This window comes from Streptomyces cinnabarinus (assembly GCF_027270315.1).
GTDB classification, from domain to species: domain Bacteria; phylum Actinomycetota; class Actinomycetes; order Streptomycetales; family Streptomycetaceae; genus Streptomyces; species Streptomyces cinnabarinus.
This window is the reverse complement of sequence record NZ_CP114413.1, coordinates 4,616,685-4,632,191: the sequence shown is the minus strand read 5'-3', so window position 1 is coordinate 4,632,191 and position 15,507 is coordinate 4,616,685. Positions and strand designations below refer to the sequence as shown.

The window sequence follows — 15,507 nt, the reverse complement described above, 5'->3', positions numbered from 1 at the left end:
CGGACGGCAGCCTCCGAACCGTACGAGCGTACGGATCGGGACCGACGGAGAGGGCTGGTAGGTAGCTTATGGAAGAGCCGCGTCGCCTCGGCGGCCGGTACGAGCTGGGCCAGGTGCTCGGCCGTGGTGGCATGGCGGAGGTCTACCTCGCGCATGACACGCGCCTCGGCCGCACCGTGGCGGTGAAGACGCTGCGCGCGGATCTCGCGCGCGACCCGTCCTTCCAGGCCCGCTTCCGCCGGGAGGCCCAGTCGGCCGCCTCGCTCAACCACCCCGCGATCGTGGCGGTCTACGACACGGGCGAGGACTACATCGACAACGTGTCGATCCCGTACATCGTCATGGAGTACGTCGACGGTTCCACCCTGCGTGAGCTTCTGCACAGCGGCCGCAAGCTGCTGCCGGAGCGCGCGATGGAGATGACCATCGGCATCCTCCAGGCGCTGGAGTACTCGCACCGCAACGGCATCGTCCACCGTGACATCAAGCCGGCCAACGTCATGCTGACGCGCAACGGCCAGGTCAAGGTCATGGACTTCGGCATCGCCCGCGCCATGGGCGACTCCGGGATGACGATGACGCAGACCTCCGCGGTCATCGGCACCGCCCAGTACCTCTCCCCGGAGCAGGCCAAGGGCGAGCAGGTGGACGCACGGTCCGACCTGTACTCGACCGGCTGTCTGCTCTACGAGCTGCTGACGGTACGGCCGCCCTTCGTGGGCGACTCCCCGGTGGCGGTGGCGTACCAGCACGTCCGTGAAGAGGCCCAGCCCCCGTCGGTCTTCGACCCCGAGATCACGCCCGAGATGGACGCCATCGTCCTGAAGGCACTGGTCAAGGACCCGAACTACCGCTACCAGTCCGCGGACGAGATGCGGGTCGACATCGAGGCCTGCCTCGACGGCCAGCCCGTCGCGGCCACGGCGGCGATGGGCTCGGTCGGCTACGGCGGCTACCCCGACGACCAGCCGACGACCGCGCTGCGCTCCACGGACGCCGGCGCGACGTCGATGCTCCCGCCGATGAACCCGGACGACGGGAGCTTCGGCTACGACGACCGCCCGGACCGCCGCCGCCAGAAGAAGTCGAACACCTCGACGATCCTGCTCGTGGTAGCGGCCGTCCTGGTACTCGTCGGCGCGATTCTGATCGGCAAGTGGATCTTCGGCGGGGACGGCGTGGGGAACACCTCCACGAAGGCGCCCGCGCTGATCGGCCTGACCGTGCCGGAGGCCGAGAAACTGGCCAAGAACGCCGAGCTCGAACTGGAGCAGACCCAAAAGCCCTGCGAGGACCAGACCAAGGGCAAGATCTGCTCGCAGACGCCGACTCCGGGCACCACGGTCGACAAGAACTCCACGATCGAGATCGTGGTGTCGACCGGGGCGCCGAAGGTGGCGGTGCCGAGTGTGCTCGGGGACGACTTCGAGGACGCCAAGGCGACGCTGGAGGGCGACAAGTACGCCTTCGTCGTCAAGAAGAAGGAGGAGGTGTCGTCGGAGCCCGAGGGCACCGTCACGGCACAGGACCCCGAACTCGGCGAAGAGGTCGAGAAGGGCTCCACCATCACCCTCACCGTCGCCAAGGCCGAGGAGAAGACGACGGTCCCCGACGTCCTTGGCCAGACCTGCGACGCGGCGAAGGCCCAGATGACGGCCAGCGACCTGGTGGGCGAGTGCACCGAGGTCGAGACCCAGGACCCGAACCAGGTCGGCAAGGTCATCACGACGACCCCGTCTGCGGGCCAGTCCGCCGACCCCGGTTCCAAGGTCAACATCCAGGTCGGCAAGCAGGCGGCGAACGAGCAGGTCCAGGTCCCCCAGATCGTGGGCCAGAAGCTCAAGGACGCCAAGAAGATGCTGGAGCAGGCGGGCCTGACCCCCGGCAACATCCAGGGCTCCCAGAACGACGAGGCCACCGTCTTCAGCTCCAACCCGACCCCGGGCACCACGGTCAACAAGGGTCAGACCGTGGACATGATCGCCGTGGAGGACGGCGGCGGAGACAACGGCGGCAACGGCAACGGCGGAATCTTCGGCGGCGTGAACGGCGTGAGCTTCCGCACGGAGGACTGACCCGAACAGGCCCATACGAAGGCCCCGGCTCCCCCCAGGGAACCGGGGCCTTCGCACGCCCGCGCGAACTTCCGTCGTGTCTTCATATGTGACTACTCGTTGATCGGGTGGGGTGGGGACTCACAGCTCTGCCCTGGCCATACGGCCACGACACGACAGAACGGGCAGAACATGATCAACGAACAGGCCCTCCTGGAATCACCGGCCCTGCGCGACAGCGTGCTCGACCGCACGGACGTACTCGACAAGGTGAAGGCACTGTCACTGCTACCGGACGGAATGCATGTGACAACGGCGATGGTGGCGACGTACTTCGGGGTCACCGTCGACGCGATCCGCCAGCTCAAGGCACGGCATCGCGAGGAGCTGTCATGCAACGGCATGGTGACGCTCCAAGGCCGTGACCTCGCAGAATTTAAGCGTGACGTCTTGTCACGCTTTCCCAGCGGTCATCCACAGCCTCGGTCCAGCCTCACCCTCTACTCTCGCCGCGCCGTCCTCAACGTCGCCATGCTCCTGCGCGACAGCGATGTCGCCCGCCAGGTGCGTACGTACTTGCTGGACATGGAGTACCTCGCCCGCACACAGCCTGTGGAAAACCCTGCCCAGCCGGACACCCTCTCCCTCGACGACCGAATCGACCAACGCATCACCCACATCCTCGGCAAGACCGTCGTCCCCATGTTCAACGCCCTCATCGAAACGTCGGGCGAACACCGCAGGGAGCTGACCACTCTCCGCACCGGCATCCAGCGCATCGAAAAGCGACTCCAGCAGCACCACGCTCGACTCCAGAGGCTGGAGAGCCCACAAGAGGGCCGCCCCCTGGCCGGAGTCATGACCGCCATGGACGCCATGAACGGACGGGAATTCGAGGAACACGTCGCCACGCTGCTCAGGCGCGACGGCTGCACCGACGTCCTGGTCAAAGGCCGCGCCAGGGACCGAGGTGTCGACATCACCGCGCGCACCCCCGATGGACGACTCCTCGTCGTCCAATGCAAGAGGTTCGCACCCCACCTCTCCATCACCAGCCCCGAAGTCCAGAAGTTCGCCGGTGCGGCCAAGGTCCTCCACCGGTCCGACGTGGCCCTGTTCGTGGCAACCTGCCCCTTCACCCGCGACGCCCTGAACATCGCCGCCGAGAGCGGCATCACCGCCGTACATCGTGGCCGGCTGGAGGAGTGGAGCGCCGGAGAGCCGCTCAAGGTCCTGAGGCAGCCGTGAGGTGACCCACCCAAAGAGGCCCTGGGTGACCGCCCCCTGCGAGGAGGCCCGTCAGCGGAGTTCCTTCGGCAGGGTTCGCTGGTCGTCGACCTTCTCCACCCGGTCCAGTTCGCCCCACACCACGTACCGGTACCGGCTCGTGTACACCGGCGTGCACGTCGTCAGAGTGATGTAGTGGCCCGCCTTGGACCTGCCCGACTCCTTCGGGACCGCGCCCAGGACCTTGACGTTGTACTTCGAGGTTTCCGGGAGAGTGGCGTAGATCTTGTAGATGTACCAGTTGTCCTTGGTCTCGAAGACGATCGGGTCGCCTTCCTCCAGCTTGTCGATGTTGTGGAACTTCGCGCCGTGGCCGTCGCGATGGGCGGCGAGGGAGAAGTTGCCCTTCTTGCCGGAGGTGGGAAGCGCGGACTTGACCGGGTCGGTGTAGTAGCCGGCGACACCGTCGTTGAGGGTCTTCGACGCCGTGCCCTTCTCGACCAGGATCTCGCCCCTGCTCATGTCGGGGACATGCAGGAAGCCGATGCCGCTCTTGGAGTCGTAGGCCGCCGGGCCACCGTCCTCGGCCTCCTGGGCCCAGCCGTCACGGACCTTGTCGCCCTGCTGATCCGCCTTGCGGTCCGCTATGACGTTCGTCCACCACAGGGAGTAGACGACGAACAGACCCAGCACCAGGCCCGCCGTGATGAGGAGTTCACCGAAGACGCTGATCGCCGCCGCGATACGGCCGGTGCCCCGGCGCCGCGGGGAGGCGGGGATGTCCGTCAGCTCTTGCTGATCGGCGGTCGCTGCCACTGTTCATCTGCCCTTACTGCACGAGCGCATCCGGCTTGCCCTTGCTGCGCGGCCGTTCCTCGACCATCTTGCCCCACACGATCATCCGGTACTTGCTGGTGAACTCCGGCGTGCAGGTGGTGAGCGTGATGTACCGCCCCGGCCCGGTGAACCCCGACTCCGGCGGCACCGGCTCCAGCACACTCACATTGCTCGGCGCCGTCACCGGCAGGATCGACGCCATCTTGTAGACGTAGTAGTCGTCCTGCGTCTCCACCACGATCGGATCCCCCGGCTCCAGCCTGTTGATGTACCGGAACGGTTCTCCATGCGTGTTGCGATGCCCCGCGAGACCGAAATTCCCCGCCTTCGCATCAGGCATCGCCGTCTTCAGCTCACCCTCGCCGTAGTGCCCGACCATCCCCCGGTCCAGCACCTTCTTGTTGCTGATCCCCTCCGCGATCGGGACCACCACATCCAGCTTGGGAATGTGCAGGATCGCGAAGCCCTGGCCCGGCTCGAAGGTCCCCGGGTTCCGCTTGCCGCTCTCCCAGTCCTCCTGGAGGCTGTTGCGCTCCTTGTCGGCCTGCGCGTGCGCCCGGACATTCGTCCACCACAACTGGTAGCTGACGAACAGCAGCATCAGCACACCGGTCGTGATGAACACCTCGCCGATCGCCCGGCTCGCCACCACCCCCGCACTGGGCTTCCGCGCCCGCGCCTGCCGACGCGCCTCGACCCGCGACAGCGGCCGGCTCCCCGACTCAGCCACGGACGCCGCCTGCGCTCCGCCCCCATGACGCCCATGACGCCGCTTGGCGGCCTTTCTACGGGCCGCACGGCCCCCGACCGGGGTTCCGGCAGCCGAAGCGGCGGACGAGCCTCCAGAAGCGGACACGGACTCGCCCGCTACCCGCAGCGCCACCGTCTCCTCATCGGGCGGCTGCGCCCACGCCTCACCCGCCCCCGCACTCCCGTACCACTCCCCGAGCGCACCGGAACCCTCGTACGGCTGCTCCCCGTACGAGGCACCGGACTCGCGCTCGGGGCGCAGCTGGGTCACGCCGAGGCCCTGCCCACCACCGGGGCCAGCCCCACGGAGCGCGCCACCGCGTCCTGATCGCCGCACTCCACCAGCCAGTTCGCCAGCATCCGGTGACCGTGCTCGGTGAGCACCGACTCCGGGTGGAACTGCACCCCCTCGACCGGGAGTTCACGATGCCGCAGCCCCATGATGATGCCGTCGTGGGTGCGGGCGGTCACCTCCAGCTCGGCGGGAACGGTGTCCGGCTCGGCCGCCAGCGAGTGATAGCGGGTCGCGATGAAGGGCGACGGCAGACCCGCGAAGACACCCATGCCCCCATGCTCGACCGGCGAGGTCTTGCCGTGCAGCAGCTCCGGCGCCCGGTCCACGACTCCGCCGTACGCCACCTGCATCGACTGCATACCGAGACACACACCGAAGACGGGGACACCGGTCGCGGCGCAATGGCGGACCATCTCGACGCAGACACCCGCCTCCTCCGGCGTACCGGGACCGGGCGACAGCAGGACTCCGTCGAAACCGTCCTGAGCATGCGCGGTGGACACCTCGTCGTTGCGCAGGACCTCGCACTCGGCGCCCAGCTGATACAGGTACTGAACCAGGTTGAAGACGAAGCTGTCGTAGTTGTCGACGACGAGAATGCGCGCGCTCACTGGTTGTCCACCGTCACATCGTTGAAGGGAAGCAGCGGCTCGGCCCACGGAAAGACGTACTGGAACAGGACATACACCGTGGCCACGACCAACCCGAGCGAAAGCAGCGCCCTCACCCACGCGTTTCCCGGCAGATGCCGCCAGATCCAGCCGTACATGCCGTTCCTTCCGTAGCGCCACGGCACCAGACACACGCCGTACCGCCCACCAGACTAACGGCGCAGGGCCGCTGGTTTCCCTGCCTCCACAGGCTGTGTGGAGTCCAGATGCGCCCACACGATCAGCCGGTGACTGTGCCCCCACTCCGGATCGCACGTAGTGAGTGTCAGATAGCGGCCCGCACGCGTATACCCCGACTTACGTGGCACAGGGTCGATCACCTCAATGTCCGTCGGCACGGTTTTGTAGGGACCCTTGTCGATGCGATACGTGAACCAGGTCGTCCCGTCCGTCAGCACCACCGCGTCCCCGGCACGCAGCCTGGGGAAGTCCTTGAAAGGATCGCCGTACGTCCGCCGATGGCCCGCGACGGAGAAGTTGCCCTTCTGCCCGAGCCGCGCGGTCCGCGCGTAGTGGCCCAGACCCTTCTTCAGCGTGCCCGTCCTGGTGCCCTCCAGGACCGGCTTGTTCCACGTGAAACCAAGCCGCGGGATGTACATGATCGCGAAAGGCTTGCCGTCCCGGTACGGCCCCGGCACGGGCGCAGTCGTCACGGAGGCACCCGGCGCCCCGCTCGCCGTGGGCCGCACGCTCCCCCGCGCCCACTGCTCCTCAAGCTGGTCGATCTGGTCGTCCATGACATGGTCGGCCTTCACACCGGTCCATAACAGCACATAGACGACAAACAGAACGATCACGGTACCGGCGGTGATACACAGCTCGCTGACGGTCCTGACCACAAAGCGCACCGGCGGCTCCCGGTCGGTCTCACTCCACGGGCTGGGCGTACTGCAGATCCACTGTGCCCGAGTAACCGGGAAGAGTCACCGCCCCGTCCTCGGTGACTTTCCAGCCCAGTCCGTACACATTCACGTAGACCATGTAGTTCTGGATCGCCGCGCTCTCCGCGAGCGCCTGCTGAAGCTTCCCGGGCTCACCCACCGCGGTGATCTTGTACGGCGGTGAGTAGACGCGGCCCTGAAGGATCAGGGTGTTGCCGACGCAGCGCACGGCGCTGGTGGAGATCAGCCGCTGGTCCATGACCTTGATGCCCTTGGCACCGCCCTGCCACAGGGCGTTGACCACGGCCTGCAGGTCCTGCTGGTGGATGACCAGGTAGTCGGGCTGCGGCTCGGGATAGCCGGGGAGCTTGGCGGTGGCGTCCGGCGGGGCGTCGTTCAGCGTGACGGTGATCGCCTCGCCCTTGAGCTTCTGGGTGCCCGCGCTCTTCTCCAAGCCCGCGAGCTTCTCGTCCTCGGCCTTGGTACTGCCGTCGTCCCGCTCGGCCAGCGTCTCGACGTCCTCGCGCAGCGTGGCGTTGGACTCGTCCAGTTCGCCGTTCTTCAGGCTCCGCTCATGGATCAGGTCCGAAAGCTTCAGCAAGGACGCGTCCGTACGGATATTGGTGCCCTTGGCCGTATTGAAACTCGTGAAGAAGATGAGGCCCGCGAGAGCGAAGACGGCAGCCGTGAGCAGCCGCACGGGCTTCAGACGACGCCCGCGGGCAGGACTGGATCCCGACGGGGGGAAGTCGGCAGAATTGCTCAACGTACCCTTATCTCCTTCAGCGCCACGGAAGCACTACGCTAACGGACGCCCGGGGGAGCACTCAGAGTCCCCAGTTACGCTGCCCCGAGCCAGCCACAGTTCCCTGCGCGGCCACGCAGCGCATCGACAGGAGAGACCCTCGTGCCGAAGTCACGTATCCGCAAGAAGGCCGACTACACGCCGCCGCCGGCGAAGCAGGCGACCGCCATCAAGCTGACCAACCGCTCCTGGGTCGCACCCGTGATGCTGGCCATGTTCGTCATCGGGCTGGCCTGGATCGTGGTGTTCTACGTGACCGACGGCTCACTGCCCATCGACGCTCTGGGCAACTGGAACATCGTGGTCGGCTTCGGGTTCATCGCCGCCGGATTCGGCGTCTCCACACAGTGGAAGTAACGGCCACCACCGGGTGAACCCAGCTCTGCCCAGGGTTATCCCCTGAGTTATCCACAGAGGTTTTCCACATGGGGAAAAGAAAGACGATCTGTGGATAACCCCTCGGAGGTTGACGCCGGTGTGACGGAAGTACCGGCATTCGAAAGTCTGTTCGCCCCCTGCCTGACCTGCGGAAACACCGGTCAGTGACAGGGGGCACAGCTGTTCCCGCACCGTGTGCACAAGATCCGCCACTAGCTGTGGACAACACTGCCGCTCACCTGTGGAAACGCTCGGCTCAGGTGAGCTGGGCGGTCCTCAGCAGGGTGAGGCCGATGACCACCGCCAGCACCAGCGCGACGGTCCCGTACTGGACCAGCGCCCGCCGCTCGCGCGGGGCGTGGACCATGCCGTAGCCGATGACGACGCCCGCGACGAGGCCGCCGATATGGGCCTGCCAGGAGATGTTGAAGCCGGGGCTGAAGGTGAAGATCAGGTTGATCGCCAGCAGGGCGATGATGGGCCGCATGTCGTAGTTCAGGCGGCGCATCAGCACGGCGGTGGCGCCGAAGAGGCCGAAGACGGCACCGGAGGCGCCGAGGGTGGCCGTGGTGGGGGAGGCCAGCAGATACGCCAGCATGCTGCCGGCCAGCCCGGACACCAGATAGAGCGCGAGATAGCGGGCCCGGCCCAGGGCCGCCTCCAGCGGGCCGCCGAGCCACCACAGGCTCAGCATGTTGAAGCCGATGTGCCAGATCGCCTCATGCGTGAACATCGAGGTGACCAGGCGGTACCACTCGCCGTCGGCGACGCCCTGGGTGGGGGTGAAGGGTGCGGGCGGCCAGGCGCCGAGGAGATAGAGGTCGTTCAGCAGCGACGGCCGGGCCTGCACGGCGAGGAACACCGCGACGTTGATACCGATCAGGATCTTGGTGACCAGATGCGGGTCGGCGGTGAGGGTGCCGCCCGCGAGCGTGCGGGGCTGGGCCGCGGCGGGTGGATGTCCGGTGCCGGAGCCGGTGCGGACGCAGTCGGGGCACTGGAAGCCGACGGAGGCGCTGACCATGCACTCGGGGCAGATCGGGCGCTCGCAGCGTGTGCAGCGCACGCCGGTCTCGCGGTCCGGGTGCCGATAGCAGCCGGGCAGGCCCTGGGCCTGCTGCGCACTGTCTGGCGCCTGGTCCATGAGACCCCCTGAGTCGTCGTCCGACGTGCGTTCGCCCCGCTTCATGACTACGGATGAGCGGGGCGATTGGTTCCCTTCGGACAGGTCCGGGCGGCTTGGCGCCGGGGGCTGTCCTACCGGGTCTCGACCACCACGGACTCGATGACGACGTCCTGGACCGGGCGGGAGGTGCGCGGGTTGGTCACGGTGACGGCGATGGCGTCCACGACCTTCTGGCTCGCCGGGTCGACGACCTCGCCGAAGATGGTGTGCTTGCGGTTCAGGTGCGGGGTCGGGACGACGGTGATGAAGAACTGCGAGCCGTTGGTGCCGGGGCCTGCGTTGGCCATGGCCAGCAGATACGGCCGGTCGAAGCGCAGGTCGGGGTGGAACTCGTCCTCGAATTCGTAGCCGGGTCCGCCGATGCCGGTACCGAGCGGGTCACCGCCCTGGATCATGAAGCCGCTGATCACCCGGTGGAAGATCGTGCCGTCGTAGAGGTGGCCGCAGGACCGCTCGCCGGTGGCGGGGTGTGTCCACTCCCGTTCGCCCTGGGCGAGTTCGACGAAGTTCCGGACCGTCCGCGGCGCGTGATGGGGTAGCAGCCGGAGTTCGATATCGCCTTGGCTGGTCTTCAGGGTGGCGTAGAGCTGCTCGGCCACGATGTGCCTTCCGTCGTCCTCTGGTGACTTCCCCGATCCTCGCACGGTCCCCGCCCCACGTCCCCGGACGTTCTCTTCCGGGGGCATTCCCGGGGGTTTCGCTTGCGGAAATCCGGCCGAGTGGCCCCGGGCCGGGCGCGCCGACCGCCGATCCGTGGCATTGTCGACGACAAGCTCCTGTTGCCCTGTATTCAACTCTGTGACCCGGATGCCCGCCCTCACATGCTCGCGGGCTCATTGACAGGCATGATCCCTAAAAGGGTGGAAAGTCGAAATATAGAACGCCACCGAGGAGGAGGATCCCGTGACCCGCAAAGACAGCGTGCGCGCCGCAGCCGGCTCGGCGAAGGACAGCGTGCGGCACGCCGCGGAAGTGGTGGCGCCTTACGCCGGTACGGCCAAGGACCAGGCCGCGCACTACGCGCACGAGGCGCGTGTACGCATCGCGCCGAAGGTGTCCCAGGCCGCCGGGCTGGCCGCGGAGCAGGCCCGTGTGCAGTACGACGCGCATGTGGCGCCGCGGCTGGAGCAGGCCCGTACGCATGTACCGCCGAAGGTCGACCACGCCGCCCAGGAGGCCGCCGTCCGTACTCGTGTGGCTGCCCGGCAGGCGGCGGAGTATTCGCGGCCGAAGCTGGAGCATGCCGTGGCGGTGGCCGTGCCGGTGAGGGACGAGGCCGCTGCCCGGAGCATGGCCGCACTGGTTGCGTTGCGCGGCCAGGTCCCGGCCGAGGAGATTCAGAGGCTGGCCCGGAAGCACGACCGTGGGTCGAGGGCCGGACGCTTCGCGAAGGCGGTGCTGGTGGTGGGTGTCCTGGCGGGCGCTGCCTTCGCCGCCTGGAAGTGGTGGGACAAGCAGGCCAACCCGGACTGGCTGGTCGAGCCCCCGGCCGCCACTGAGGTCCCGGAGGCGAGCCACCTGACTTCGGTGGACGGCAGCGAGCCTCTCCTGGACCCCGAGGTCGAGGCGAAGGAGGCCGAGGAGGCCGCGAAGCGCGACGAACGCCCGTGATCCAAGGGCGCTTTCGCGCACCACGCCCCGTGGGGCGGGAGACCTGTCGGGGGTTTCCCGCCTCGCGGCGTCGTTTCACGTGAAACCGGCCGCCCAGGTCTGACAAGAACGCCCTCGACCTTGCGTTTCCGCAGGTCGGGGGCGTGTTTTGTGGAGCCTAGGGGAGTCGAACCCCTGACATCTGCCATGCAAAGACAGCGCTCTACCAACTGAGCTAAGGCCCCTGGAAGGGGACGTCCCGCCGGAAGAACCGCGTATCCGGTGGGCGTCGCGAACCAGAGTACCGGGTCGCCCCCCGTATCTCGCAAAAAGATTGGGGGTCCCGATGGACGACCACTCTCCGTAAGATGCTCCAGCGTGGTTCGCTACAGCGAACCGCGGTTCTGGGGAAGCGATGGGGAGACGCAATGGACGCCGCACAGCAGGAAGCCACCGCAAGAGCGCGGGAACTGCAGCGGAACTGGTATGGGGAGCCGCTGGGGGCGCTCTTCCGTAAGCTCATAGACGATCTTGGTCTCAACCAGGCGCGTCTGGCGGGGGTACTGGGACTGTCCGCACCGATGTTGTCGCAGCTGATGAGCGGTCAGCGGGCGAAGATCGGCAATCCGGCCGTGGTGCAGCGGGTACAGCTGCTCCAGGATCTGGCCGGACAGGTCGCGGACGGCAGTGTGAGCGCGGCCGAGGCCACCGAGCGCATGGAGGAGATCAAGAAGTCGCAGGGGGGCTCGGTGCTCAGCAACTCCACGCAGACGACGAGCAGTTCGGGGGCTCCTACGGTCAAGCGGGTGGTGCGGGAGATCCAGTCGCTGCTGCGCTCGGTCGCTGCCGCTGGTGACATCATCGACGCCGCGGACACGCTCGCCCCGAGTCATCCGGAGCTGGCGGAGTTTCTGCGGGTGTATGGCGCCGGCCGTACCTCCGACGCGGTGGCGCACTACCAGTCCCACCAGAGCTGACCGTGTGTCCCGGTCGCCGAGGGGGTTCGGCAGCCGGGAAGACGGACGGGTAGGCGGAGGGGACGGCGGGTTGGGGGCACAAGGGGGTTGTGTCTCACAGCGCGAGGGGGAGTCGTATCGCTCGTCCTGGGGGAAGCAAGGGGGGTAAGCGGAGGGGGAGGAGCGACGCACAGCCATGGGTGAGGTCTTCGCCGGGCGGTACGAACTGGTCGACCCGATCGGGCGCGGAGGGGTGGGCGCGGTATGGCGTGCCTGGGACCACCGCCGCCGCCGGTATGTGGCCGCCAAGGTGCTCCAGCAGAGCGACGCGCACTCCCTGCTGCGCTTCGTGCGTGAGCAGGCCCTCCGGATCGATCATCCTCATGTGCTGGCCCCCGCCAGCTGGGCCGCCGACGACGACAAGGTCCTGTTCACCATGGATCTGGTCGGCGGCGGTTCGCTGGTCCATCTGGTCGGCGACTACGGCCCCCTTCCGCCGCCCTTTGTGTGCACGCTGCTCGACCAGCTCCTTTCGGGGCTCGCCGCGGTGCATGCGGAGGACGTGGTGCACCGGGACATCAAGCCCGCCAATGTGCTGCTGGAGGCCACGGGCACGGGCCGGCCTCGGCTCAGGCTGTCCGACTTCGGTATCGCGATGCGGCTGGGCGAGCCCCGGCTGACCGAGACCAACCTCGTGGTGGGTACGCCGGGTTATCTCGCGCCCGAGCAGATGCTGGGGGCGGAGCCGGACTTCCCCTCGGATCTGTTCGCCGTGGGGCTGGTGGCGCTGTATCTGTTGGAGGGGGCCAAGCCGGACGCCAAGGCGTTGATCGAGTACTTCGCCGCGCACGGCACTCCGGGGGCGCCCAAGGGGATACCCGAGCCGCTGTGGCAGGTCGTGTCGACGCTGTTGCAGCCGGATCCGCTGGCGCGGTTCCGTACGGCGAACGGTGCCCGCAAGGCGCTCGCCTCGGCGGCCGAGCTGCTGCCGGAGCCGGGCCCCGACGACGAGTTGATCGAGATCTTCGACCAACTCGGTCCCCTGCCCAAGGGGTTCGGGCCGAACGGGCCGCTGAAGAGGGCGCCGGGGGTGGAGACCACCCCTCCCCAGCCTCAGCAGCTCCCAGAGCAGCCCCCACAACCGGAGCAGACCCCGTACAACCCCACTCATGTCCTGACCACCCCCCAGCCGTACATCCCGCAGTACCCCGCGCAGCCTCCGACGCCGACGCCGGTGCCGCACCTGCCCCAGCGTCCGCCGCAGCATCAGCCGTCCGAGACAGCCTCTACTGCTTCGTACACCGCCCGGGTCCCGGAGGTTCCCCCTCCGATTGGTCATCGCACGGCCCGCCGTCGCGCCGCCCGCCGGCCGGGGCCGCCCGCGAAGATCGCGATCCCGCTGCTGCTGCTCGCCCTGGCCTGCTACGCCGCGGGGTTCTGGGCCCTGGCCCAGCTCTGAACCACAAGGCGGCTCAGGGCACTCAGGACGACGAGACCCTCCGCCGCCCTGCGGCCGTCCACACCCCGAGCACGGTCAGGATGACCGTCCCCCCGCCGATCCCGCTCACCGCGACGACGGTCATGGCGGTGTCGTCCTTCTCGTCTGCGCCGCCGGAGGTCCCCGCATCCGACGACTCCCCCGCACCGGCGACCGGCGCGAACACGCCCTGCGGGATGAACCGCCCGTCGTAGGCGGGCCCCAGCTCCCCGGAACCCTCGACCCGCACCCGCAGCGTCATGGTGAAGGGCCCGTCCCCGAACCGCTCGGCCATCTGCGCGGACAGATGCGCCACCAGGTAGTACGAGCCCCCGAAGCGCATCCCCTTGATCTGGTCGGAGTTCCCGTACCGGTTCTCGTACGCCACCGGCGCCAGCGGTTCGAGGGCTGTGGAGCGCCGGCTGCCGTCGTAGTTGAGGTTCGCGTCGTCGAGCGGGGCGCGCACCGGGTTATGCAGCGACAGTTCCAGTGCGCCCACGACGATCCGGGAGCCCTCCGCCGTACCGGCCAGTTCGGCGGCGGCGTACACCTGCTGGCCCCAGCCGACCGGCACCTTGTAGAAGACGGTCTGCCCGGGTGAGAGGTCGGAGCGCCAGACGCCCTGGTCGACGGCGACGGCCGAGGCGAACCCCGCGCCGCCGGCGCGCCGTACGGCATCGCCCGTCACGGGCTCCGGGGGCTCGGAGTTCCAGGTCCGGGGGGCCTCGGTCGACGCGCGACCGGCCGGGGGCGGCTCCGAGAACGTCGCGAGTTCCAGGTCCCAGGCGGTGTCGGCGGCCGTGGTCGTACCCACCCGCTCGACGACGACGTAGTACGTGCCCGCCTCGGCGCAGCGGGTGCGCGCCGCGGACAGCTCGCGCAGGGCGACCGCCGTGATCGGGCGGGCGCTGCTGCCGCCGCCGAAGTTCTCCGTCTCGGAGTTGCAGGAGCGGCCGTCGGCGTCCTGCACGGACACCCGGATGCCGTCGGAGGCGGAGAGGTCGGCGTCCGCCGGGGGCACCGCGGTGGCGGAGACGTAGGCGTTGGTGGTGGCGTCGAGTTCGAGGCGGTAGTGGACGGCCTCGCTCACCGGGAGCGAGCTGCGGTACGTCCGTCCGGGCTCCAGCCGGGCGGCGTCCGCGGTGCCCGCCACACCCGGGACGGTGGTCGCGTCCGGGGAGAAGCCATACGGCGTCGGCGTCCCTGCCGCAACCGCGGAGGGCGCCCAGGCGCCGAACCCGGTACCGGCCCCCGCACCCAGCAGCGCCACCGCCACGGCCCCGCGGCACACCGCACGCCACCACGCCGTACCCCGCCCCATGACCCGCCCCCTCGTCGTCGTCGCACTCATCCTGCCCACCTCGGCGGCACCGCGCAGCAGCAACACAAAACCCCGACCGCAACCACGGCCGGGGTCTGTTTTTCAGTTCGACTTGTCGGTACTCACGAACCCGTGGGCACGGAGTCGGTCGCCTCCGTCCACAGATCCTGCTCGGCGCGATCCGCCTGGATCTGGCGGTACACGAGGAGCCCGCCGATGGCGGCCAGTGCGACCAGGAGAAGCTTCTTCACCGCGCGACCTCGTCTTTCCTTGACGTAGGGGACCTCTGGCGCCCGACTATACACACCGACCGATATCGATCGGTGACCTGTACTGAGGGCCCCAACTCCCCTCCGGGGGGCCGCAGTAGAACGGACGCCGCCGTTCCGATCTGAGGGTGATCACATCCCTACGGACGGTTACTTTGGGCGCTCTTCTCCACTTTCCTCACTCCTTGCACCCATCCGAGTGGTGTTCATCTGAACATCGACGCGCCACGGGCGCAGGTCCACCACTTCTCGGCCCCCATACACATCATGAGGAAAGTACGCAAATCCGCCCAACCCGAAAGTGAGGGACCATGGCCCGGAACAAGGTCATGACGCTGTGGACCGCCATCGTCACCGCCTTCCTCGCGCTGTGCACGGCGCTCGGACTCATCACCACGACCGCCGCCGCGGCGGTACCGCAGACCGAGTCGGCCCGCAACAGCGACAGCGACAGCACCGAGCAGTCCGTGGCGCCCGCGATGTCCTACTGGGCCTGGGCGACCCATGCCAGGTCACTGCCCCCCACGATGAAGCAGCGCATCCGCGCCGAGGCACACGGCAAGACCCCGAGCTGCCGCCACCGCTCACTGACCGACACGGAAGCCGAGTCGGAAGCCGAATCGCAGGTCGCATCACAGGCCGGAGCGGAAACCGGAGCGGAAACCGGACCGGAAGCCGGACCGGAAGCCGTCCACTGTGCCTCGACCACCATTCCGGCCCAGGCCAAGGCCGCCCCCATCCCGCTGCAGCGCTGACAGCGCGAGCTCCCTTGCATCCCCTCTTGCTTCACCCATACAACTCCTTTCACGT

Annotated in this window: 17 protein-coding genes and 1 tRNA gene; 7 read left to right on the top strand and 11 right to left on the bottom strand. The window is 68.2% G+C overall.

Going from position 1 to position 15,507, the window contains the following annotated elements; translation table 11 throughout:
- Positions 1–68: 68 nt before the first annotated feature.
- Positions 69–2,075 carry a Stk1 family PASTA domain-containing Ser/Thr kinase gene (pknB, locus tag STRCI_RS20935; RefSeq protein ID WP_269660479.1) on the top strand — a complete coding sequence of 669 codons (2,007 nt, stop codon included), beginning with the start codon at positions 69–71 and terminating at the stop codon, positions 2,073–2,075.
- Between the two features lie 171 nt (positions 2,076–2,246).
- Positions 2,247–3,302 carry a restriction endonuclease gene (locus STRCI_RS20930; RefSeq protein WP_269660478.1) on the top strand — a complete coding sequence of 352 codons (1,056 nt, stop codon included), beginning with the start codon at positions 2,247–2,249 and terminating at the stop codon, positions 3,300–3,302.
- A 51-nt stretch (positions 3,303–3,353) separates the two neighbouring features.
- Here STRCI_RS20930 and STRCI_RS20925 read toward each other — a convergent pair whose 3' ends face one another.
- The 6 genes from STRCI_RS20925 to STRCI_RS20900 are packed head-to-tail and all read right to left on the bottom strand — an operon-like array spanning position 3,354 to position 7,481.
- The gene (locus STRCI_RS20925) at positions 3,354–4,097 is read right to left on the bottom strand and encodes a class E sortase (protein ID WP_269660477.1); all 744 of its coding nucleotides are present in this window, start codon (positions 4,095–4,097) and stop codon (positions 3,354–3,356) included.
- 13 nt (positions 4,098–4,110) lie between these two features.
- Entirely contained in the window at positions 4,111–5,139 is a 1,029-nt protein-coding gene (locus STRCI_RS20920) for a class E sortase (protein WP_269660476.1), read from the bottom strand.
- The gene (locus STRCI_RS20915; protein WP_269660475.1) at positions 5,136–5,774 is read right to left on the bottom strand and encodes an aminodeoxychorismate/anthranilate synthase component II; all 639 of its coding nucleotides are present in this window, start codon (positions 5,772–5,774) and stop codon (positions 5,136–5,138) included. Before STRCI_RS20915 ends, STRCI_RS20920 begins: the two co-directional genes overlap by 4 nt.
- A complete protein-coding gene (locus STRCI_RS20910; RefSeq protein WP_015659211.1) occupies positions 5,771–5,932 on the bottom strand; it encodes a hypothetical protein in 162 nt (53 codons plus the stop codon). The genes STRCI_RS20915 and STRCI_RS20910 overlap by 4 nt, the downstream gene beginning before the upstream one ends.
- A gap of 54 nt (positions 5,933–5,986) precedes the next feature.
- On the bottom strand, positions 5,987–6,682 hold the full coding sequence (locus tag STRCI_RS20905) for a class E sortase (RefSeq protein WP_269660474.1): 696 nt from the start codon (positions 6,680–6,682) through the stop codon (positions 5,987–5,989).
- A gap of 19 nt (positions 6,683–6,701) precedes the next feature.
- On the bottom strand, positions 6,702–7,481 hold the full coding sequence (locus tag STRCI_RS20900) for a DUF881 domain-containing protein (RefSeq protein ID WP_269660473.1): 780 nt from the start codon (positions 7,479–7,481) through the stop codon (positions 6,702–6,704).
- Between the two features lie 141 nt (positions 7,482–7,622).
- Here STRCI_RS20900 and crgA point away from each other — a divergent pair, with 141 nt between their 5' ends.
- Entirely contained in the window at positions 7,623–7,877 is a 255-nt protein-coding gene (gene crgA / locus STRCI_RS20895; protein ID WP_269660472.1) for a cell division protein CrgA, read from the top strand.
- Between the two features lie 277 nt (positions 7,878–8,154).
- Here the strand turns inward: crgA and STRCI_RS20890 are convergent, their stop codons facing one another.
- On the bottom strand, positions 8,155–9,042 hold the full coding sequence (locus tag STRCI_RS20890) for a rhomboid family intramembrane serine protease (RefSeq protein ID WP_269660471.1): 888 nt from the start codon (positions 9,040–9,042) through the stop codon (positions 8,155–8,157).
- Between the two features lie 113 nt (positions 9,043–9,155).
- A complete protein-coding gene (locus STRCI_RS20885) occupies positions 9,156–9,683 on the bottom strand; it encodes a peptidylprolyl isomerase (RefSeq protein ID WP_269660470.1) in 528 nt (175 codons plus the stop codon).
- 304 nt (positions 9,684–9,987) lie between these two features.
- Between STRCI_RS20885 and STRCI_RS20880 the strand changes: the two genes are divergently transcribed.
- Complete coding sequence (locus STRCI_RS20880) at positions 9,988–10,695, top strand: DUF5324 family protein (RefSeq protein ID WP_269660469.1); 708 nt, start codon at positions 9,988–9,990, stop codon at positions 10,693–10,695.
- Between the two features lie 151 nt (positions 10,696–10,846).
- Here STRCI_RS20880 and STRCI_RS20875 read toward each other — a convergent pair.
- Positions 10,847–10,919: transfer RNA gene (locus STRCI_RS20875), tRNA-Ala, on the bottom strand.
- Positions 10,920–11,102: 183 nt separating this feature from the next.
- On the opposite strand from STRCI_RS20875, the gene STRCI_RS20870 reads away from it, so the two are divergent.
- Together STRCI_RS20870 and STRCI_RS20865 are read left to right on the top strand one after the other, a co-directional pair.
- Positions 11,103–11,651, top strand: coding sequence for a helix-turn-helix domain-containing protein (locus STRCI_RS20870; protein WP_015659234.1), 549 nt, complete (start codon positions 11,103–11,105; stop codon positions 11,649–11,651).
- Between the two features lie 175 nt (positions 11,652–11,826).
- The gene (locus STRCI_RS20865; RefSeq protein ID WP_269660467.1) at positions 11,827–13,089 is read left to right on the top strand and encodes a serine/threonine-protein kinase; all 1,263 of its coding nucleotides are present in this window, start codon (positions 11,827–11,829) and stop codon (positions 13,087–13,089) included.
- A gap of 22 nt (positions 13,090–13,111) precedes the next feature.
- Here the strand turns inward: STRCI_RS20865 and STRCI_RS20860 are convergent, their stop codons facing one another.
- Entirely contained in the window at positions 13,112–14,458 is a 1,347-nt protein-coding gene (locus STRCI_RS20860) for a hypothetical protein (protein WP_269660466.1), read from the bottom strand.
- A gap of 92 nt (positions 14,459–14,550) precedes the next feature.
- The gene (locus STRCI_RS20855) at positions 14,551–14,679 is read right to left on the bottom strand and encodes a DLW-39 family protein (protein ID WP_003999697.1); all 129 of its coding nucleotides are present in this window, start codon (positions 14,677–14,679) and stop codon (positions 14,551–14,553) included.
- A gap of 329 nt (positions 14,680–15,008) precedes the next feature.
- On the opposite strand from STRCI_RS20855, the gene STRCI_RS20850 reads away from it, so the two are divergent.
- Positions 15,009–15,452, top strand: a complete 444-nt coding sequence (locus tag STRCI_RS20850; protein ID WP_269660465.1) for a DUF6344 domain-containing protein — start codon at positions 15,009–15,011, stop codon at positions 15,450–15,452.
- The last annotated feature ends 55 nt before the right edge of the window (positions 15,453–15,507 follow it).

Coding starts and splice junctions, on each gene's coding strand:
- STRCI_RS20930 (WP_269660478.1), top strand. CDS start 2,247: ATGATCAACGAACAGGCCCTCCTGGAATCACCGGCCCTGCGCGACAGC.
- STRCI_RS20890 (WP_269660471.1), bottom strand. CDS start 9,042: ATGGACCAGGCGCCAGACAGTGCGCAGCAGGCCCAGGGCCTGCCCGGC.
- STRCI_RS20910 (WP_015659211.1), bottom strand. CDS start 5,932: ATGTACGGCTGGATCTGGCGGCATCTGCCGGGAAACGCGTGGGTGAGG.
- STRCI_RS20870 (WP_015659234.1), top strand. CDS start 11,103: ATGGACGCCGCACAGCAGGAAGCCACCGCAAGAGCGCGGGAACTGCAG.
- STRCI_RS20850 (WP_269660465.1), top strand. CDS start 15,009: ATGGCCCGGAACAAGGTCATGACGCTGTGGACCGCCATCGTCACCGCC.
- pknB (WP_269660479.1), top strand. CDS start 69: ATGGAAGAGCCGCGTCGCCTCGGCGGCCGGTACGAGCTGGGCCAGGTG.
- STRCI_RS20865 (WP_269660467.1), top strand. CDS start 11,827: ATGGGTGAGGTCTTCGCCGGGCGGTACGAACTGGTCGACCCGATCGGG.
- STRCI_RS20860 (WP_269660466.1), bottom strand. CDS start 14,458: ATGAGTGCGACGACGACGAGGGGGCGGGTCATGGGGCGGGGTACGGCG.